Origin of the sequence: Streptomyces sp. NBC_01381 (assembly GCF_026340305.1) — a bacterium.
Lineage (GTDB): Bacteria > Actinomycetota > Actinomycetes > Streptomycetales > Streptomycetaceae > Streptomyces.
In genome coordinates, this window is sequence record NZ_JAPEPI010000001.1 from 1,951,224 (window position 1) to 1,971,785 (window position 20,562).

A 20,562-nucleotide genomic window follows, 5' to 3' on the forward strand; every position below is an offset into this window, starting at 1 on the left:
TCCGCCCCTGTTATGGGCAGGCGTTTCCGCAGGGCGCCCCCGCCCGCCCCTGTTGTGGGCAGGCGTTCCGCACGGCGAGTGGGGTCTCCCCTGCTCGAGCGAAGCCGAGAGCTTGGGGAAGGGTGGGCACAACGCAACGCTGCCGGGCACCGATTCAGCAGGGCGCCCGGCAACTGCAAGGTGCAGCGCTACAACAGGGACGGAACCTGCTCCGCGGAAACGGACCGCGCAGCCCGCTCCAGCGCACTGGCCAGCAAGGCCAAGTCAGTAGGCCCGTTCCCCAGCTCCCGCACCGGCCGCCGAGCCGGCGGATCCCCCATCCGCTCCCACTCCAGTGGAACAACAGTGGGCCGCAAGGTCGCCGTACGCGGAATGCGCCCAGTGACCCGCCCCGCCTGGAAGGCACTGACCCGCCCCTCGGCAGACCGCAACTCCCCCCGCCCGGGGGCAGGTTCCTCCGCCCCAGGAGACACCGCGTCAAGGACGATCCGCAGCGCGGCCCGCCGCCCCAACTCCGTCTCCGGAGTCCGCTCACTGCGCCCCGCTGTGGCCACCAGATGCACCCCCAACCGCTCCCCGTCCCGCGCCACAGCCTCAAGCGCCCGCACGACCGACCCCGCCGCAGGCCGCCCCGGCGACCCGAGAGCCGGCGAAAGCAACGCGTCGAAGTCGTCGACAAGAACGACGAGCCGAGGCAACGGCGGCCCCGGCTCGGCCCCCTTCCGCGCGGCGGCAGGCCGCAGCCGCATCGTGGAACTCGGCGGCGGATCAAGATCCCCGTCACCCGCGGCCGGAGCCGCCCCCGCGCCGACACCGCCACCAGCACTACCGCCCGCGCGCTGCGCGACCAGCCGCCCCGAAACCTCCTGCTGCGTATGCCACTCGGCGAACCCAAGCCGCCCGAGCAACTCCGCCCGCCGCTTCAGCTCGGCCGTCAGCGACTGCGCGAACTCCCGCATCCGGACCGGGTCGTTGGCGGCGAGATGCGTGGTGACGTGCGGCAGGTCGGTGCAGGACGACAGGCCTTCCCCGAGCCGTACGTTCCCCCCGCTCGTGCCGCTGCTCCCGCTCCCCGTGCTGTCCCGCCCGTCGATCAGCACGATCCCGAGCCGATCGGGCCGCTCGGCGGCGGCCAGCGACGCGGCGACGGACCGAAGGAGTTCGGTGCGGCCGCTTCCGGCGGGGCCCTCGGCCAGCAGATGGGGCCCCTCGGCGGCGAGATCCACGACCACGGGACCGCGCGGCCCCGCCCCGAGCACCGTCCAGGCCCGCCCGCCGAGCGCCTCCGGATCGTCGGCGGCCGCGGCCCACCGCGCCATCAGGGACGCGGGGGTGGCGCGGGCGAGCCCCAACTCGTCGAGCAGCCGCGCCATTTGGGGCAACGGCGCGGACACGCGCGCGTGCCCGTCACCGGGCGCCCCGTCCGTACGGAAGGGCGCAAGCGCGCGGGCGAACCGCTCGGCCCAGGCCTGCGACACCGCGTCCACCGCGGCGACCGTCCCGTGCCCCGCCGGATGCCCGTCCACCGTGCGCAGCAGCCGCAGCGCCGTCGCCACATCACCGCTGAGCAGCGCGACCGCACCGCAGGCACGGAAGGCGGGCGACACTGAGCAGGCGGCTTCGTACGTGGCGGACACCGGGGACGCGGGCGAGGCGGCCGGGGTCTCGGCGAGGCAGACGACATGGATGCCGGCCGCGGCCCCGTCCCGCGCGAGCCGCACCACGGCCTCCCGCAGCCCGGCGGCCCCGGGGTCGCCGTCCACCACCACGACGGTGCGCGCGGAGGGGCCGCCGGGCTCGGAACGGCCGGCCCCCGAGGTGTCCGTCAGGTGATCCTCCAGGCGGCGCAACAGCTCGTCCGTACGGGCAAGGGCCTGCTCGCGGTCGTAGGCGAGCAGGAGGCGGCAGTCCTGGCCGTGGGCGGGCCGCAGATGCGGGAGCCAGCCGAGCCAGGACCACTCGGCGACGCGCTCCGGCGCGGGCCGCGTGCGGTCGGTGCTCAGCAGCACGAGCTCCAGGGCGTCGGGGGAGTGCAGGGCCGCGAGCTGGGCGACGACCGCGCGGGCCAGGCCCGTGAGCCGCTCGCGCGGTCCGGCGAGGCCGAGGGCGCCCGCTTCCCGCAGGCTCACGGTCACGGGGACGGCGGGCAGCAGGCCGCGGTCGTCCGGCGTCGCCCTGTCGACCGTGCCGAGCCGGACCGTGAGCGCCTCGGGGTGGCCGGGGCCGCGCTCCCAGAGGCGGGGGCCGGGGCCGAGCGCGGTGAGCAGCAGGGCCGCGGGGTCGGGCCAGGACTCGGGGGTGCGTGCGGCGGCGGCCACCGCGAGGTCCTCGGGGGTGGGGTCGGCCGGTTCCGGGGAGCCGGTGTCGTACGCGTCGTCGTACTCGTCCTGGTCGGCCGGCGCGTGCTCGTCGTCCCGGCCTCCGGTCAACCGCCGGGCCCAGGCGGAGAGGCCGCCGCGCTTGCGCAGGCCGCGCGGCACGGTCGTCCCGCGCGGCGGAGTGCCGACGCGGGTCCGCTCGGCGTCGGGGGCGCCGCCCTGCTGGGGCACGAGCGGCACGTCGGTGACCGGCGTCTGCCCGTACGTGTGCGTGCCGTACGCCCCGTCCTCGCTGTCCGCGCTGTCCTGGCCGTCCCCGCCGGAGGCGCCCCACCCCGAGGTGCCGTAGGCGTGGTGTGTGCTCTCGGAGGGGGTGGCCGACTGGGGTGGGGTCTGCGGGGCGTCGGTGTCCTCTGCGGTCCGCACGCGCACGTGCCCCTCGCCGTCCGGCGCCGTCGCCAGCGCACCGCGCACGCCGTCCCCGCCGGTGAGCCGGAGCGCGGACTCGCCGAGCCGCAGCAGGGAGCCGGGGGAGAGGCGGACCGGGCGGCGGGTGATCTCGCGGCCGTCCACCGTCGTGCCGTTCGTGGAGCCCAGGTCCGTCACGGTCACCTGGCCGTCCGGGCCGAGCGTCACCGCGCAGTGCAGCCGGGAGACGTCCGGGTCGTCGAGGGGGACGTCCGCGTCCGCCGAGCGGCCGATGCGGATCTGCCCGCCGTGCAGCAGATGCACACCGCCCGCGTCCGGGCCCGCCACCACGTGCAACTGGGCCGCCGCGCCCGCCAGTTCGGGCCCAGGCTCGGCGGGGGAGCCGAGCGAGAGCACCGCTCCGTCGATCAGCGGGGGCTCGCCGAGGGTGCTGCGCTGGGCGTCGAGCCGCTCCGCTTCCGCGTACAGGACCAGGGGGCCTTCGCCGCCCGCGACGGCCGATGCGAGGCCGGAGGCGACGGCGGCGAGCGCGGTCCCTGCGGGGGCGGTCACCAGCACGTCACAGGCCCCGCGCGCGGGGCCGCCTTGGGGCTCGGTCCGGCCGCTGCGCGGCCCGAGGACGGTCAGCCGGATCTGCATCGCCGTCAGCGGTCCCTTCTGCCCTTGCCGCCGGGCAGGGGGACTCGCGCTGTGATTCCCCCACCACACACGGGCACGTCGGCCAGTATCAGGAAAGCATCCTCGCACCTGCCACTGACAACACGCCCGGCGGCCACCCGTAAGTGATCTTGATTGGTCGGCTCTGCTCGGAAAAGTGCCTGCTTGGACCGTTGCGATCAACGGTCGCCTGTTGGTGACGGAGGTCAATTCGCCGCCACCCGGCAACCAACGGCCCCGGTCGGGCGTCTTTCCACCGAACAACGATCCGGACACCTTGGGGCCGGCGCGGAATCTGACCCGCCGGTGCCCCGGACGGCGGCATTAGAGTGGGTCGGAACACCTTCCGGCGGGTAGCCGGGTCCGGACAGACCAGCCAGATCAGCAGGGAGCGCATGACGTGCGGCCGGTAGGCAGCAAGTACCTGCTCGAGGAGCCGCTCGGGCGCGGCGCCACGGGCACCGTCTGGCGAGCCCGCCAGCGCGAGACCGCGGGCGCCGAGGCGGCAGTCCCCGGCCAGCCCGGCGAGACGGTCGCGATCAAGGTCCTGAAGGAAGAGCTCGCCAACGACGCGGACGTCGTGATGCGCTTCCTCCGGGAGCGGTCCGTCCTGCTCAGGCTCACCCACCCGAACATCGTGCGGACCCGTGACCTCGTCGTCGAGGGCGATCTCCTCGCCCTCGTCATGGACCTGGTCGAGGGCCCGGACCTGCACCGCTATCTCCGCGAGAGCGGCCCGTTCACGCCGGTCGCCGCGGCCCTCATGACCGCGCAGATCGCCGACGCGCTGGCCGCGAGCCACGCGGACGGCGTCGTGCACCGCGATCTGAAGCCCGCGAACGTCCTGCTCAAGCAGGAGGCCGACGGCTCGCTGCACCCGATGCTGACCGACTTCGGCATCGCGCGCCTCGCCGACTCCCCGGGCCTGACCCGCACCCACGAATTCGTCGGCACGCCCGCGTACGTGGCGCCCGAGTCCGCCGAGGGCCGCCCGCAGACCAGCGCCGTTGACATCTATGGCGCGGGCATCCTGCTGTACGAGCTGGTCACAGGCCGCCCGCCGTTCTCCGGCGGCTCGGCCCTCGAAGTCCTCCACCAGCACCTCAGCGCCGAGCCGAGCCGTCCCTCCACGGTCCCTGACCCGCTGTGGACGGTCATAGAGCGCTGCCTGAGCAAGAACCCCGACCACCGGCCGAGCGCCGAGAACCTCGCGCGCGGCCTGCGGGCCGTGGCCGACGGCGTGGGCGTGCACGCGTCCAGCGCGCAGATCGCCGCCGCGGAGGGCGTGGGCGCCCTCCTGATGCCCGATCCGGCGCCCGCGGCGGTGCCGGGCACGGCCGGCGCCGCCGACCCCACCCAGGTCCTGCCGAGCAACGCGGGATCGTACGACCCGAACGCCGCGACGAGCCTCATGCAGAACACCGGCGGCCCGGGCACCGGGGACGCCGATCCGACGTCCGTGCTGCCGAACACCGGCGCCGCGGACCCGACGGCCGTCATGCCGCCGGTGCCGTCGAACCAGCCCGGCGCGAACCCCGACGACCCGCACCCCTGGCAGAACCAGATGCGGGCGGCCCGCGACCGCAACGAACAGACCCAGGTCCAGTACCTGGACCCGAGCCAGGATCCGCTGCGCCGCCGCCCCCAGCGCCAGGTGGCCCGCCCCCAGCAGCCGCAGCAGCGCCCCCAGCAGTACGCGCCGCAGCAGCAGCGTCCGCAGCAGTACGCACCGGCGCCGCAGCCCCAGCAGCAGCCGCGCCAGTACGCCGCGCCGCCGCAGCAGGCACCGCCCCAGCAGCCGCCCGCCGGGCGCGCGCCGCGCGAGCCGAGGCAGCGCAGCGCGAACCCGATGAAGATCCCGGGTCTCGGCTGCCTCAAGGGGTGCCTGTTCACCATCGTCATCCTCTTCGTGGCGAGCTGGCTCGTCTGGGAGCTGAGCCCGCTCCAGGAGTGGATCGGTACGACGAAGGGGTACTGGGACCAGCTGACCGACTGGTACGACTCGGTTTCCGGCTGGATAGGGAAACTGGGCGGGAACTAGCGCGGACCGAGAACCGAAAAAGCAGAGACCGGCCGGGAGCCACCAGCTCCCGGCCGGTCTCTCTTCTTCTCTGCCTTCTCTGTCTTCTCTGTCTTTATCGGCCCCTTCTTGACGAATCCCCTCCCGACTCTGGGGATTTGTCGACACCTGGGGGGTGATTTCTGCTCCTGGAGTGAAGGTTGGCGTCGAGGCCGCGTAGTTTTGTCGCCAACACGCATCCGTAGGAGCAGTCTTGGCACGCAAGATCGGCAGCCGGTACACCGCCCACCAGATCCTTGGTCGGGGCAGCGCCGGCACGGTGTGGCTCGGCGAGGGACCCGAGGGGCCCGTCGCCATCAAGCTGCTGCGCGAGGACCTGGCGTCCGACCAGGAGCTCGTCGGCCGCTTCGTCCAGGAGCGCACGGCACTCCTGAGCCTCGACCACGCGCGCGTGGTGGGCGTCCACGACCTGGTGGTCGACGGCAACGACCTGGCCCTGGTCATGGACCTGGTCCGGGGTACGGACCTGCGCACCCGCCTCGACCGTGAACGTCGCCTCGCTCCGGAGGCGGCGGTGGCGATCGTCGCGGACGTCGCGGACGGGCTCGCGGCGGCGCATGCGGCGGGGATCGTGCACCGTGACGTGAAGCCGGAGAACGTACTCCTGGACATGCAGGGTCCGCTGGGCCCCGGCGGGTCGCACCCGGCGCTCCTGACGGACTTCGGCGTCGCCAAGCTGATCGACTCCCCGCGCCGCACGCGCGCGACAAAGATCATCGGTACGCCGGACTATCTGGCCCCCGAGATCATCGAGGGCCTGCCCCCGCGCGCGGCGGTCGACATCTACGCCCTCGCGACGGTCCTGTACGAACTCCTGGCGGGCTTCACGCCGTTCGGCGGCGGTCACCCGGGTGCGGTGCTCCGCCGCCACGTCACGGAGACGGTGGTCCCCCTCCCCGGCATCCCGGACGAGCTGTGGCAGCTCATGGTCCAGTGCCTGGCGAAGGCCCCGGCATCCCGGCTTCGCGCCTCCGAGCTGGCCGCGCGCCTGCGGGAGCTGCAGCCGCTGGTGGCGGGGATGCCGCCGCTGGACGTGGACGAGCCGGACACGGAGCCGCTGCCGGAGGAGGCCGACGAGGAGCCCGCGCCGGACCCGGCCCCGGGCGCCCCCCGTCGGGGAGCGGTCCCTCTGGTCCCCGGAGCCGCCCCCGACTCGAACCGCGACACCCACACCTCGATGCGGGTCCCCGGCCCCGACGAGCTCGCAGGCGGTGCCCGAGGCACGGCCCGCGCCCCACGCGCCGCGGGTTCGGCCCGCCCCGGCTCGGCCCGCCACCGCGCCTCGGCCCGCCGCCGCAGGATCACGCTCGGCGTGGCGGGAGCGGTGATCGTCGCTGCCGCGGGCATCGGTACCTGGGCCGCCACCAGCGACGACGACGCGGACGCAACACCCCAGGACACGAAGAACTCGGCCCCAGAGTCCCCCTGACCCCCGCCTGCCCCACGGCGGGGCGCGCCCTTGTCCGCCGCTCCGCGCCGGATTCCCCACCCGCCCACCCGATCACCCGGCACCGGCCAGGAACCGTAGGGGCAGCCGGGCCGGGGTGTTCATCTGCCGCATGGTGGGGCGCGCTCCTGTCCCGCCGCTTCGCGCCGGATCTTTCCCGCCCACCCACCCGATCACCCGGCACCACGGCCTCACCGTGTGAAGCACCCCGCATGGGCGGGCAACCGCCCGAACCCATGAACGGCGTACACCCGCGCCCTGGCCCCCACCGCTCCGCGCCGGACCTCTCCCACCCGCCGCAGACCGGCGGGCAGACCCGAGCGGGCGGCGAGCGACAACCTGGGGTGGGTACTGCCTGCTCCTGCGGCCGGACAAGGCCCCCTGCGCCCCCTCGGTGCGGAGGCCGAGCGACAGCCCGGGGCGGGCACTGGCCGGTTCTGCGGCCGGGGCGGGATGCCGGGCAATCGGGCGGGTGGGTGGGGAAGATCCGGCGCGAAGCGCCGGGACAGGCTCCGCCCGCAGGGCAGCAGACGACCGACAGCCCGGGGTGGATCCGCCCCGCTCCTACGGCCGGGCCGTATGCCGGGCAATCGGGCGGGTGGGCGGGGAAGATCCGGCGCGAAGCGCCGGGACAGGCTCCGCCCGCAGGGCAGCACAAGCGTGACGTCCCCGCCCCACCGGGCAGCACACCCGCGACGCCCCCGCAGGGCAAGCACACCCGCGAGGCCCCCACAGAGCAAGCACACCCGCCCCGCCCCCGCAGGGCAGCACGACACCCCCGCAGGCCCGGCGACACCGTTCCCCCGCCCGGGAGGGCAGACCGCTTGCGCTCAGCCGTTAGGCTGGACCCGTGGCAGTCGTCGATGTATCCGAAGAGCTCAAGTCCCTCTCCTCGACCATGGAGTCGATCGAGGCCGTCCTGGACCTCGACAAGCTGAGGGCAGACATCGCCGTGCTCGAGGAGCAGGCGGCCGCGCCGTCCCTGTGGGACGACCCGGATGCGGCACAGAAGATCACCAGCAAGCTGAGCCACCTCCAGGCGGAGGTGCGCAAGGCCGAGGCCCTGCGCGGGCGCATCGACGACCTCGGCGTGCTCTTCGAGATGGCCGAGGAGGAGGACGACCCGGACACCCGCGCCGAGGCCGAGTCCGAGCTCACGGCCGTGAAGAAGGCGCTGGACGAGATGGAGGTCCGCACGCTCCTCTCCGGCGAGTACGACGCCCGTGAGGCGCTCGTCACCATCCGCGCGGAGGCCGGCGGCGTCGACGCCTCCGACTTCGCCGAGAAGCTGCAGCGCATGTACCTGCGCTGGGCCGAGCGGCACGGCTACAAGTCGGAGCTCTACGAAACCTCGTACGCGGAAGAGGCCGGCATCAAGTCGACCACCTTCGCCGTCCAGGTCCCGTACGCCTACGGAACGCTCTCGGTCGAGCAGGGCACCCACCGTCTGGTCCGCATCTCGCCCTTCGACAACCAGGGGCGTCGCCAGACCTCCTTCGCCGGCGTCGAGATCCTCCCGGTCGTCGAGCAGACCGACCACATCGAGATCGACGAGTCCGAGCTGCGCATCGACGTGTACCGCTCATCGGGCCCCGGCGGCCAGGGCGTCAACACGACCGACTCCGCGGTCCGCCTGACGCACATCCCCACCGGCATCGTCGTCTCCTGCCAGAACGAGCGCTCGCAGATCCAGAACAAGGCGAGCGCGATGAACGTCCTCCAGGCCAAGCTCCTCGAGCGCCGCCGCCAGGAGGAGCAGGCGAAGATGAACGCGCTCAAGGGTGACGGCGGCAACTCCTGGGGCAACCAGATGCGTTCGTACGTCCTGCACCCCTACCAGATGGTGAAGGACCTGCGTACGGAGTTCGAGGTCGGCAACCCGGAGTCCGTGTTCAACGGCGAGATCGACGGTTTCCTCGAGGCCGGAATTCGCTGGCGCAAGCAGCAGGAGAAGTAGCGGAAAGCGCTCGCGCCGCTTTATCGACAAGGCAACTGCTGCCACTGTGGCGGCAGTTGCCCTTTGTTGTGCCTCTTACGTCACAGTCACATCTCCGTACGCCGGTCAACTGATCCCATTTCAGACATCGCGCCCGCAACGACCTTGACGCTGTCATGAAAAGTGGAAAGGCTAGCGAGCGGCATGCGTATCTCTGGGACGCGTGTGATCTGTGGGGGCCGATCCATTGCCCCCGGCGAACGCAGTCCCGGACGCTGCCTCACTGACGATTCAGCTACTGGGGGTAGCAGCCAGATGACCAAGAAGACGCGGATCCGCGTGGCACGGATAGCGGCCGGTGCGGTGATCGCCGCGGGTGCTTCGCTGACCGCCGCCGGTGCCGCCTCGGCCCTGGACGTCGGCGTCGAGCTCGGCGGTGCGGGCGTCCACGCCAACGCCGACGAGAACGGCATCGGCGTCGACGTCGGCCTGGGCGATGACGACGACGAGCCCACCGAGGAGCCGACGGAGATCCCGACGGACCCGGAGGAGCCCACGGAGGAGCCGACGGAGCCCACCGAGGAGCCCACCGAGCCCACGGAGGAGCCGACCGAGCCCACCGAGGAGCCCACCGAGCCCACGGACGAGCCGACCGAGCCCACCACGGACCCGACGGACCCCACGGACCCGACGGACGAGCCCACCGCCGACCCGAGCGACCCGGGCAACGGCAACGGCACGGGCGGTAACGACAACGACCCTGACGGCGGCTCCAACCCCGTCGAGCAGGGCAAGGGCAAGGACAGCCTGACCGACACGGGCTCCACCCCGGTCGAGCAGGGCGGCGACAAGGCCGACAAGGGCGAGCTCGCCGAGACGGGTGCCGCCGAGACCACGTTCCTGCTGATCGGCGCCGCGACGATGATCGCCGGCGGCATCGGCTTCCGCGTTCTGCCGCGCTTCGTCGGCAACCGCGGCGCCGCTGCCTGATCCAGGGCACGCGGTTTGCGTACGTGATGTACGCGACGTACGTCAGAAGGGCCCGGAGCGCTGCTCCGGGCCCTTCTGGGTGTCCTGGCGCGCCCCTGGCGCGTGCTAAGCGGTCTGTTGCGCCAGCAGCGCCATCGCAGCGATCAGCACCACGAGGACCCCTATCAGGGCCGCGGGGCTGAGGCCGCCGAACGGCCCTTCTTGCTGCTGCTGCATGCGCTCGCGATTGGCCCGGCACACGGGGCAGCGGCCTTCGCTGACGGGCGCCGCGCAGTTCGCGCACACCAACCTGTCATAGGTCATGCGCTCCTCCTCCCGCACAGTCACAGCCTGCCCAACGCTAGGGGGAACCCAACCGTTCCCCTTCCACTGTGCCAGCTTCCACGGATTTCGGCGCGGCCCGCCCGGCACAGTCGGTTTCGGACTGATCTGTTCCGTGGTATATCCGCGACAATTCGCGCAACTCAGGACGCTGACTGCGCTCGCGCACCGCCTTCGCGTATGGTCACGCACACCTACCCCCGGCTACCCGTGGTGCATCCGTGATCCGATTCGACAACGTCTCCAAGGCCTACCCCAAGCAGTCCCGGCCCGCTCTCCGGGATGTCTCCCTGGAGATCGAGAAGGGCGAGTTCGTCTTCCTGGTGGGATCGTCCGGCTCCGGAAAGTCCACCTTCCTGCGGCTGATCCTCCGCGAGGAGCGCACCAGCCACGGCCAGGTGCACGTCCTCGGCAAGGACCTCGCCCGCCTCTCCAACTTCAAGGTGCCGCACATGCGGCGCCAGTTGGGCACCGTCTTCCAGGACTTCCGTCTCCTTCCGAACAAGACCGTCGGCGAGAACGTCGCCTTCGCGCAGGAAGTCATCGGCAAGTCCCGCGGCGAGATCCGCAAGTCCGTGCCCCAGGTCCTCGACCTCGTCGGTCTCGGCGGCAAAGAGGACCGGATGCCCGGCGAGCTCTCCGGTGGTGAGCAGCAGCGGGTGGCGATCGCGCGAGCCTTCGTCAACCGCCCCAAGCTGCTCATCGCGGACGAGCCGACCGGCAACCTCGACCCGCAGACGTCGGTCGGCATCATGAAGCTGCTCGACCGGATCAACCGGACCGGCACGACCGTCGTCATGGCGACCCACGACCAGCAGATCGTGGACCAGATGCGCAAGCGGGTCATCGAGCTGGAGAAGGGCCGTCTCGTCCGCGACCAGTCGCGCGGCGTATACGGCTACCAGCACTGACGACCCGTACTGATCCACAGCACTGATCCACTGAAAGGGAGCCATGCGCGCCCAGTTCGTCCTGTCGGAGATCGGCGTCGGTCTCCGCCGCAATCTCACGATGACCTTCGCGGTCATCGTCTCCGTCGCCCTCTCGCTCGCCCTGTTCGGCGGCTCGCTGCTCATGCGCGACCAGGTGAGCACGATGAAGGGCTACTGGTACGACAAGGTCAACGTCTCGATCTTCCTCTGCAACAAGGCCGACGCCGAGCAGGACCCCAAGTGTGCCAAGGGCGCGGTCACGAACGAGCAGAAGGAACAGATCCGCGCGGATCTGAAGAAGATGCCGGTCGTGGACAAGGTCGCGTACGAGTCGTCCGACGACGCGTACAGGCACTACAAGGAGCAGTTCGGCGACTCCCCGCTGTCCAGCTCGCTCACGCCGGACCAGATGCAGGAGTCGTACCGCATCAAGCTGAAGGACCCGGAGAAGTACAAGGTGGTCGCGACCGCCTTCTCCGGGCGTGACGGCGTGCAGTCCGTGCAGGACCAGAAGGGCGTCCTGGACAACCTCTTCGAGCTCCTGAACGGTATGAACTGGGCGGCGCTCGCGGTGATGATGCTGATGCTCGTCGTCGCGCTGATGCTGATCGTCAACACGGTGCGCGTCTCGGCGTTCAGCCGCAGACGTGAAACCGGCATCATGCGGCTTGTCGGCGCGTCGAGCTTCTACATCCAGATGCCGTTCATCATGGAGGCCGCCGTCGCCGGTCTCATCGGCGGCGGTGTCGCCTGCGGCATGCTCCTCGTGGGCCGTTACTTCATGATCGACCACGGTCTCGCGCTCTCCGAGAAGCTGAATCTGATCAACTTCATCGGGTGGGACGCGGTCCTGGCCAAGCTGCCGCTGGTGCTCGCCATCAGCCTGCTGATGCCCGCGCTGGCCGCGTTCTTCGCGTTGCGCAAGTACCTCAAGGTGTGACAAGACCCGCCTGTACGTAAGGGCGTCGTGCGGTTCAACCGGCCGTACGGCGCCCTTCGTTGTCCTAGACTCACCGGCATGTCAGGCCCCGACCGGTTCTGCGACCGGCTCTCCCGGCCCCGCCGCATCCGCCGTGGGGCCACGCTGACATTGGTCTTCGCGAGTGTCCTCGCCACCGGCGCGGCCACCGGATCCTGGAGCGAGGGCGCCGAGCAGGGCCGGAAGTCGCCCTCCCCTGCGACCCGTTCCGTCGCCTTGTCCGGCGACGCGGGCGACGCCGCCGATGAAGCGGCCGATGCCGCCGCCGAGGCGATGGCCGACGGCAAGTCCGGCGAGAAGGCCGCGGAGGACGCCGTCAGCCGCAGCGGTGACCGCTGGGGTTCGGTGTACTCCCCCGGGGAGTTCCAGGAGTTCGAGCAGGCCCTCGACGGCGCCTACACCGGAGTCGGCCTGTGGGCCAGGCGCGCGGCCGACGGGCGCATCGAGGTGTCCCGCGTCCAGCGCGGCGGCCCCGCCGACCGGGCCGGCGTACGCGAGGGCGACCGGCTCACGAGCATCGACGGCAGACGCGTGGCGGGGCTCCCCGTCACCGAGGTGGTGTCCCTGCTGCGCGGCGACCGCGCCGGCACCCCCGTCACCCTGGACCTGGAGCGGGGCACGCGCGCGTGGAGCGAGACGCTGCACCGGGCCCGCCTCTCCACGGACCCCGTCACGGTCACCCGGATCGCGGGCGGCGCCGTACTGATCAAGGTCGACGCCTTCACCAAGGGGTCGGGCGAGCGGGTGCGTTCAGCGGTGCGCAAGGCCCCCGAGGGCGCCGGGATCCTGCTCGATCTGCGGGGGAACTCCGGAGGCCTGGTGTCGGAGGCGGTCACCGCGGCGTCCGGCCTTGTCGACGGCGGCCTGGTGGCCACGTACGACGTGCGCGGCCGGCAGAAGGCGCTCCATGCCGAGCAGGGCGGGGACACCTCCAGACCTGTGGTCGCGCTGGTCGACGGCGGCACGATGAGCGCGGCTGAACTGCTGACGGGAGCGCTGCAGGACCGCGGCCGGGCGGTCGTGGTGGGCTCGCAGACCTTCGGCAAGGGCTCGGTGCAGATGCCGAGCCGGCTGCCCGACGGCTCGGTGGCCGAGCTGACGGTCGGGCACTACCGCACTCCTTCGGGGCGAGCGGTCGACGGCCAGGGCATCACGCCCGACCTGGAGGTCGACGGCGGGGCCGAGACCCGGGCCGAGACAGTATTGACTGGCCTCGGACCCCCCTCGTAGTGCGAAAATGGCCGCACTATGGCGAAGGAAAAGGTAAAGCGCAAGGCCGCGAAGGCCGCTGAGAAGGCCCCCGCCCGGAAGATGGTCGCGCAGAACAAGAAGGCGCGGCACGACTACCACATCCTCGACACGTACGAGTGTGGCCTCGTCCTGATGGGCACCGAGGTCAAGTCGCTGCGGATGGGCAGGGCCTCCCTGGTGGACGGCTTCGTACAGATCGACAACGGAGAGGCGTGGCTGCACAACATCCACGTCCCGGAGTACGTGCAGGGCACCTGGACCAACCACTCGGCCACGCGGAAGCGCAAGCTCCTGCTGCACCGGGCGGAGATCGACAAGCTGGAGTCCAAGTCGCAGGAGACGGGTCACACGATCGTGCCCCTGTCCCTGTACTTCAAGGACAGCCGGGTCAAGGTCGAGATCGCTCTTGCCAAGGGCAAGAAGGAGTACGACAAGAGGCAGACACTGCGTGAGAAGCAGGACACCCGCGAGACGAACCGCGCGATCGCGGCGGTCAAGCGGCGCCAGCGGAGCGCCTGAGGTGCTTGCCTCCTGAGGTCGCAAGGAATTGGCTGGCATCGTCGTGCGTTGGTCACGTACGATGGGTCTTGCTCCTCACAGCAGGGGCAAGCATTGAAAAATCAACATGGGGATGATCGGTTTCGACAGCGGATGTCGAAGCAGGGGAAGCGAGCCGAGGAAGCGGCAATGATCTCGTAAACCATATGTCGCAACCAATAATCGCCAATTCTAAGAGCGATTCCCAGTCCTTCGCCCTCGCTGCCTAATAAGCAGTGAGTGAAGGACCCTTAATGGGTGTCAGCCCGGGAGTGTTCCCGACCCGGATCCTGGCATAATTTAGGGAACTAAACCATCGAGCCCGGTCACGGGGTTCGATGGGAAATCAAACAGTGGCTGGGCCCGTCGGAGACTTGTTCGCGAGATCACCGGGGCCGAGAAAATCGAAGCGAACTGCGCTCGGAGAAGCCCTCCTTTAGCACCGTTGGACGCGGGTTCGATTCCCGCCATCTCCACAATTCCCATGTGAGGTTAAAGCCCCCTGGCCACCGGCCAGGGGGCTTTTTCCGTGTGCGGGGCACGGGTCGGTCGGGCACATCCTCTGGGCATGTGACTCGTTACTGCATCCGAGTGGAGGTTCACAGCAGCCGGCGGGGCAGAGGACGGCTGCGTACGCAAGAGCAGGAGGCAGTCGCTTGGATGCCACCGTCACTCTCTTCGGATCTTTTCTCGCCTGCCTGGGGGTGCTTGGCGCAGCAGTGGTGGCGTATCTGGGAAAGCGCGGGGAGAACGCGCTCACCGGCTTCTCCAGTCTGACGGAGAAGCTCCAGAGTGAGCGGGACCGGCTGGAGCGCCAGGTCGCCGAACGCGACGTGAAACTGGCCGAGTTAAACGCCCTGCACGCCCATGACCAGAGCGAGATCGCACGGCTTCTCATCGACAACCAACGGCTCGGAGGCACGCCGTGATCCAGCTCGAGCGACTCCTGGCCCGCCGTTGGCGCAGTGTGTTCCTCGTCTGCGTGCTCATTGCGCTCTCCGGTGTCGCGGCGATTCTCTGGGCCCGCATCGACGCCGGTGACCGCCGTGCCGACCAGCTCGCCGCGGAGGCCGACCGGCGCGGCGAGGCCGTGTCCACCCTCGCCCGGGATGTGCGCACGCTGCGTGCGCAGGTCAGGTCCCAGGGGGGCACGCCCGCGGCGCCGGACCCGTCCGACGCCATCGACGACCTGCTGGCCCGGGTGCGCGTGCCTGCCACGGCGCCCGGTTCGCCCGGCGAGGACGGCGCCGACGGTGCGGACGGCTCGGACGGGAAGTCGGGCGAGAAGGGCGCGCGCGGAAGCGGCGGGCAGCAGGGCGACCCTGGAGATCCGGGCGAGCCCGGGGAGCCGGGGAAGTCCGGTGAACCCGGAGAGCCAGGGCCGACGGGACCCCCGGGCGTGGACGGCCGGAACGGCGAGCAGGGGCCCGAAGGGCCGGCGGGCTCGGCAGGGTCCGACGGCCCTCCCGGCCCCGCGGGCAACGGCGGTGCCACGGGTCCCGCGGGACCGGCGGGACCGGCGGGACCCGCGGGGCCTCCCGGCGAGCGAGGCCCCAAAGGTGAAGCGGGGCCCAGCTGCCCCGAGGGCTACAGCCTTCAGCAGCCTCCCGGCGACCCCGACGCCCTGGTCTGCCGCCGCGAGGCCGGTGCCCCCGCCGACCCGGCACCGGCCCTGTTGCTGGCGGCCGCGCTGCAGGTCCGCTGCCGCCGGCCGCGGAGGACCGCGGAGTGGGGTCTGTCGCCGGGCGCCGGAGTCAGGGATGCTCCTGGGTCATGAGTAGACCCGTGAGACGCGTCAACACCCGTATGCGCCACTGGATCTGGCCCGCCGTGCTCGGCCTCGCGGCGGCCTCCCTCTCGCTGAGTGCCCCGGCCGGGGCGGACTCCGACCGCAGTGGTCTTCCCGAGGCGATCGACACGATCCTCGGCGATCCCCGGATGGAGGGCGGCGCCGCGAGCGTCGTGGTCGCCGATGCCACGTCCGGTGACGTGCTCTATCAGCACCTGCCCAGCGGGCGCCTGATGCCCGCGTCCAACACCAAGCTCCTCACATCGGCGGCCGCCATGGAGCGGCTCGGACCCGACCACCGCTTCACCACCGATGTCCTCACCGATGGCAAGCAGCACGGCCCCGTGCTCTCCGGCGATCTGTATCTGCGCGGCACCGGCGACCCGACGACGCTTGCCGAGGACTACGACCGGCTCGCCGCGAAGATCGCCGACGCGGGTGTCCGGCGGGTCTCGGGGCGCCTGGTCGCGGACGACACCCGGTTCGACGACCGGCGCATCGGCGACACCTGGGCCGGCGACGACGAATTCGCGTACTACGCCGCCCAGATCTCCGCGCTGAGCGTCGCCCCGGACACCGACTACGACACCGGGACGGTCATCGTCGAGGCGGTGCCCGGAGCGAAGGCCGGGGACAAGCCCAAGGTGACGGTGTCCCCGAAGACCGACTACGTAGACGTCGACATCAGCGCCGAGACGGTCGCGGCGGGCGGCGACGACACGCTCACCGTCGAGCGGGAGCACGGCACCAACACCATCACCGTCACCGGAACCGTCCCCGTGGGCGGCGACGCCACCAAGGAGTGGATAGCCGTCTGGGAGCCGACCGGCTACGCGGCCGCGATCTTCCGGGACGCGCTCGCCGCCCACGGGGTGCGGGTGAGCGGCCCCACCAAGGCGGGGATCGCGACTCCGAAGGGCGCGCGGCAGCTGGCCAAGCACGACTCCATGCCGCTGAAGGAGCTGATGATCCCCTTCATGAAGCTCTCCAACAACGTGCACGCGGAGAACCTCACGAAGGCGATGGGGTACGAGTCGACCGGTCGGTCCGGAAACTGGACGGACGGAATCGCCGCCATCAGCGGCTACTTGAAGACGGCCGGAGTCGATCCGGGCAAGCTGCGTCAGGTCGACGGCTCCGGGCTTTCGAGGAAGGACAACGCCCCTGCCGATCAGCTGATCAAGCTGCTTCTCGCGGCGAAGGGCGAGCCCTGGTACGCCGACTGGTACAAGTCGCTGCCGGTGGCCTGCGGCCCGGGCAAGTCTGTCGGGGGAACGCTGCGTTCGCGGATGTGCGGGACCCCGGCGGCCCTCAACGTGCATGCGAAGACAGGGTCGTTGACGGGTGCGTCGGCCCTTTCGGGTTACGTGAAGGACGCGGGCGGACGGGAACTGGTCTTCAGCATCGTCCTCAACAACTACCTGCCCTCCTCGGTGAAGGCCCTGGAGGACGCGATCGTGGTGACGCTCGCCAAGTCGACCGAGGACAAGGCGGTGTTGGTCAAGCCGCGTGCGAAGCGTGCGGGCGAGCCGAGCGGCGATCTGGAGTGCTCGTGGCGGAAGCCCGCGCGATGCTGAGCAGCAGCGCGCAGCACGCGGCGGTGACCGGGACCGCGTAACCCGTGGTGGCGCTCAGGTGCTCCACCACCCAGCCGCCGCCCGCAGCGCCGCAGGCGATGCCCCCGAGGAGGCCGGTCACGGCGAGGGTCATGCCCTCGTTCAACCGCCCCTCGGGGGTGAGCTGTTGGACGATGGTCATGCCGGTGACCATGGTCGGGGCGGTCGCCATCCCGGCGACCAGGAGGGCCCCGGCGAGCACCAGGAGCGAGCCGGTGAGGGCGGCCGCGAGGAGCGGCAGCGTCATCAGGGCTGCCATCGCGGTTGCGCACAGGATCTGCCGGCGGCGCAGCGAACCGCGCGGCCCGACCGCTCCGTAGAGCAGGCCCGCCGCACAGGAGCCCGCCGCCTGCAGGGCGAGGATCGCGCCCGCGGCGGACTTGTGGCCCTGGTCGTCGGCGTACGCGATCGTCACGACCTCCATCGAGCCGAAGACGGCGCCGGTGGCGAGGAACGCGGCGAGCAGGGTGGGCATCCCGCGCGCGTGGAGGGGCGATTTCCCCTTCGTGGCCGTACGTTCCTGGAGCGGCGGCTCCGTGGTGCGCTGGGCGGCGAAGAGGAGCACGCCCGTCAGGAGCAGCACGATGCCCACGAGGGTGCCCGCCTCCGGGAAGAACGCCCCGCACAGGAAGGCCGCGACGACGGGGCCGAGCATGAAGCACAGCTCGTCCGCCGCCTGTTCGAAGGAGTTGGCGGTGTGCAGGGCACGGGCGTCGCCCTTCAGGAGATGCGCCCAGCGGGCCCGGGACATGCCGCCGGTGTTGGGGGTCGTGGCCGTCGCCATGTAGGAGGCGAACAGGGTCCAGTCGGGCGCTCCGTAGTGCACGCACAGCAGCAGGGAGAGCGATCCGAGCGCGGCGATCGCGGTGGCCGGCACGGCGATCCGCGCCTGGCCGTGACGGTCGACCAGGCGCGCCGTCCAGGGGGCCACCACGGCGGTCGCGGCGAGGCCCGTCGCGGTGACGGCGCCGGCCAGCGCGTACGAACCGCGGGCCCCGGCGATCATGATGACGGCGCTCACGCTGAACATGCCCATGGGGAGGCGGGCGATGAGGTTGCCGACGGTGAAGGCGACGGCTCCGGGTATGCGGAAGAGGCGGGCGTAGGGGACACGGCGGGGGTGTTCGGCGGGCGGCATGGGATCACCATCACCGGGGCGGTGGCGCACGGTCCAACACCTTCTGGGTGCCGATTCACGCACCTGCGTTGTAAGTTCCCGGGGTGACCGGAGAGCCTCGTACATCTCATGACCTGGTGGGACCGCTCTCGCGCGACGTACGCGACCTGGTGGACCCGCGCCTTCTGCGGGCCTTCGTGGTCGTCGCCGAAGAGCTGCACTTCACCCGGGCCGCCGCCCGGCTGTACGTCGCACAGCAGGCGCTGAGCCGTGATGTGCGGCGCCTGGAACGGGAGTTGGGCGCCGGCCTTTTCGCGCGCACGACGCGGCAGGTCGCGCTGACGGCGGAGGGGGAGCGGCTGCTGCCGTACGCGCGGCGGGTCCTGGAGGCGCAGGACGATCTGGCGGCCGCCTTCCCGCGGGACCGAGGTGGGGCGGCGGCTTCGGCAAGGCCCCTCCTGGTGGACCTGAACAGCCCGGGGCTCGTCTTCGGGCGGATCCTGGAGCGGGCCCGCGAACTCGCCCCCGACTGCGAGCTGATGGCCCGCTTCGAGAGCGGTCTCACCTGGGCCGCGGCGGAGATCGACGCGGGGCGGCTCGATGTGTCCTTCGGGCGGTACGCCGGGCTCGAACCGGCGCTGCGGGCGCGGCTCGACCAGCAGCCCGTGCGGTACGAGCCGATGGCGGTGCTGCTGCCGCTCGGCCATCCGCTGGCCGAACTCGACGCGGTGCCGCTGGACGCGCTGGCCGGGGAGAGCGTGTACGCGGGTGCGGGCAATCACCGGACGCTGGAGTGGACCGACCTGGCGCACCGGCTCTTCGCAGGGCGCGGCATCGAGGTGGCGCCGCCCGCGCCGCTCGCGGTGGGCCAGGAAGAATTCGGGCGGATCATGGCCAAGAACCGGAACCCCGTGCTCGCCGTGGTGGACTTTCCGGCCATGCCCGGGGCCGTTCTGCGGCCTTTGACCGACCCTGTTCCCCTGTCGCCGGTGTCGCTGGTGTGGCGGAAGGGCCTGGTGCATCCAGGAGTGGACGCGCTGCGCAGGGCCGCCGCCGAGCTCGCCGCCGCCGAGGGATGGCTCCGACGGCCCGAAGACGGATGGGTTCCGGCCACAGATGCACTCATCATGATGAGACTGGACTGATGGATTAGTACGACTGTCGCCGCCGTGCGCTACATTCATAGCCCGGGCACGGTGTGATAGGGGGGCGCTCGGATCGGGTGGGGGCCCGGTCCGGACGGCAGAGTTGCCCGGAGTCGTGCGCGCCCGAGACAGGTTATGTGGGGGGTTGCGCGTACGCATGGACAATTGGCGAGAAGATGCCCTACCGGAACACACCCATGATCCGAACGAGGTCACCGTTCAGATCGACGGGGTGGGGCGACAGCTGGCGGACTTCTCCGCCGGGAGTGACCAGGACGCGCCGGACGGGCCGGTTTTCGTCGACGAGACGGGCCGCCGCAGTCGGCGGTACCGCCGCATCGGCGTGATCGTCGCCATCGCCTGTGCCGTCTACGCGGTGATCATCGTCGGCACACTGCTCTCGGGCAACTCCAGCGCGCCCTGGCTGCCGGTCAAGCCCAAGGACGACAAGCCGGCCAGCCAGGTGGACACCCCCGACCGCCCGGCGGACTCGGCCGACCCCTCGGCCTCGCCCGGCGTGACACCGTCGCCCGGCGCGACGGACGCCAGTGGCACCGCGCCCGCGCCCGGCGGCAGCGACCCCGCCGACCCCACGAAGCCCGGCGACGGCACCGGCAAGCCCGGCGAATCGCCCGACCCCGACCCGACGGACGACGGCAAGCCCGACCCGGACCCGACGGACGACGGCGGCGATCCCGACCCCACGGACAAGCCCACCACGCCCGACCCCGACCCGGACCCGACCGAGCCGACGGACCCGCCCACGGATCCCGACCCCACCGAGTCCTCCAGCGGCGGCGCGGGAGGCGGCGGCGAAGTCCCCGTGGTGAACCCCGCCGCCGACCAGCAGTCCACGAGCGCCCAGTCGGTCGGCTACCAGTCCCCGCAAAGCGCTGACCAGCAGCCCTCGGAGGCCGCACAGCGATGAACGCCCGCACCAACAGCCGCTCCGTTCCGGCAGGGCACGGGCGCAGTCGGTCCCGTCGTGCCCAAGGGCGCCGCGTCAAGGCGACGCGCA

16 protein-coding genes and 1 other RNA gene are annotated in these 20,562 nt (G+C 71.6%); 14 read left to right on the forward strand and 3 right to left on the reverse strand.

All coding sequences use genetic code 11. The features are described from left to right. Positions 1-188 precede the first annotated feature (188 nt). The gene (locus tag OG453_RS09310) at positions 189-3,386 is read right to left on the reverse strand and encodes an FHA domain-containing protein (RefSeq protein ID WP_266866365.1); all 3,198 of its coding nucleotides are present in this window, start codon (positions 3,384-3,386) and stop codon (positions 189-191) included. Positions 3,387-3,804: 418 nt separating this feature from the next. On the opposite strand from OG453_RS09310, the gene OG453_RS09315 reads away from it, so the two are divergent. From OG453_RS09315 to OG453_RS09330, 4 genes are all read left to right on the forward strand, one after another. Beyond that, positions 3,805-5,445, forward strand: a complete 1,641-nt coding sequence (locus OG453_RS09315) for a serine/threonine-protein kinase (RefSeq protein WP_266866367.1) — start codon at positions 3,805-3,807, stop codon at positions 5,443-5,445. A gap of 232 nt (positions 5,446-5,677) precedes the next feature. Further along, positions 5,678-6,913: a serine/threonine-protein kinase gene (locus tag OG453_RS09320; protein ID WP_266866369.1), complete on the forward strand. Its 1,236-nt coding sequence runs from the start codon at positions 5,678-5,680 to the stop codon at positions 6,911-6,913. Between the two features lie 868 nt (positions 6,914-7,781). Next, positions 7,782-8,888: a peptide chain release factor 2 gene (gene prfB / locus OG453_RS09325; RefSeq protein WP_266866371.1), complete on the forward strand. Its 1,107-nt coding sequence runs from the start codon at positions 7,782-7,784 to the stop codon at positions 8,886-8,888. 294 nt (positions 8,889-9,182) lie between these two features. Beyond that, positions 9,183-9,857 (forward strand): LPXTG cell wall anchor domain-containing protein, encoded by a 675-nt coding sequence (locus OG453_RS09330; RefSeq protein WP_266866373.1) that lies wholly within the window; start codon positions 9,183-9,185, stop codon positions 9,855-9,857. 105 nt (positions 9,858-9,962) lie between these two features. On the opposite strand, the gene OG453_RS09335 is transcribed toward OG453_RS09330, so the two are convergent. Further along, entirely contained in the window at positions 9,963-10,160 is a 198-nt protein-coding gene (locus OG453_RS09335) for a hypothetical protein (protein WP_266866375.1), read from the reverse strand. A 239-nt stretch (positions 10,161-10,399) separates the two neighbouring features. Between OG453_RS09335 and ftsE the strand changes: the two genes are divergently transcribed. The 8 genes from ftsE (at position 10,400) to dacB (ending at position 17,243) form a co-directional block, all read left to right on the forward strand. Next, a complete protein-coding gene (ftsE, locus tag OG453_RS09340) occupies positions 10,400-11,089 on the forward strand; it encodes a cell division ATP-binding protein FtsE (protein WP_266866377.1) in 690 nt (229 codons plus the stop codon). Between the two features lie 43 nt (positions 11,090-11,132). After that, a complete protein-coding gene (ftsX, locus tag OG453_RS09345; RefSeq protein ID WP_266866379.1) occupies positions 11,133-12,050 on the forward strand; it encodes a permease-like cell division protein FtsX in 918 nt (305 codons plus the stop codon). A 78-nt stretch (positions 12,051-12,128) separates the two neighbouring features. After that, positions 12,129-13,319 (forward strand): S41 family peptidase, encoded by a 1,191-nt coding sequence (locus tag OG453_RS09350; RefSeq protein ID WP_266866381.1) that lies wholly within the window; start codon positions 12,129-12,131, stop codon positions 13,317-13,319. Positions 13,320-13,337: 18 nt separating this feature from the next. Next, entirely contained in the window at positions 13,338-13,859 is a 522-nt protein-coding gene (smpB, locus tag OG453_RS09355) for an SsrA-binding protein SmpB (protein ID WP_266866383.1), read from the forward strand. Between the two features lie 108 nt (positions 13,860-13,967). Beyond that, positions 13,968-14,356, forward strand: a transfer-messenger RNA (tmRNA) gene (gene ssrA / locus OG453_RS09360). 177 nt (positions 14,357-14,533) lie between these two features. Beyond that, on the forward strand, positions 14,534-14,806 hold the full coding sequence (locus OG453_RS09365; RefSeq protein WP_266866385.1) for a hypothetical protein: 273 nt from the start codon (positions 14,534-14,536) through the stop codon (positions 14,804-14,806). After that, a complete protein-coding gene (locus tag OG453_RS09370; protein ID WP_266866387.1) occupies positions 14,803-15,654 on the forward strand; it encodes a collagen-like protein in 852 nt (283 codons plus the stop codon). The genes OG453_RS09365 and OG453_RS09370 overlap by 4 nt, the downstream gene beginning before the upstream one ends. Further along, positions 15,651-17,243, forward strand: a complete 1,593-nt coding sequence (gene dacB / locus OG453_RS09375) for a D-alanyl-D-alanine carboxypeptidase/D-alanyl-D-alanine-endopeptidase (protein ID WP_266866389.1) — start codon at positions 15,651-15,653, stop codon at positions 17,241-17,243. The genes OG453_RS09370 and dacB overlap by 4 nt, the downstream gene beginning before the upstream one ends. Here dacB and OG453_RS09380 read toward each other — a convergent pair. Beyond that, complete coding sequence (locus tag OG453_RS09380; protein ID WP_266866391.1) at positions 17,167-18,420, reverse strand: MFS transporter; 1,254 nt, start codon at positions 18,418-18,420, stop codon at positions 17,167-17,169. The genes dacB and OG453_RS09380 overlap by 77 nt on opposite strands. Before the next feature lie 116 nt (positions 18,421-18,536). Here OG453_RS09380 and OG453_RS09385 point away from each other — a divergent pair, with 116 nt between their 5' ends. After that, a complete protein-coding gene (locus tag OG453_RS09385; RefSeq protein ID WP_323178621.1) occupies positions 18,537-19,544 on the forward strand; it encodes a LysR family transcriptional regulator in 1,008 nt (335 codons plus the stop codon). A 157-nt stretch (positions 19,545-19,701) separates the two neighbouring features. After that, complete coding sequence (locus OG453_RS09390; RefSeq protein ID WP_266866393.1) at positions 19,702-20,472, forward strand: hypothetical protein; 771 nt, start codon at positions 19,702-19,704, stop codon at positions 20,470-20,472. The last annotated feature ends 90 nt before the right edge of the window (positions 20,473-20,562 follow it).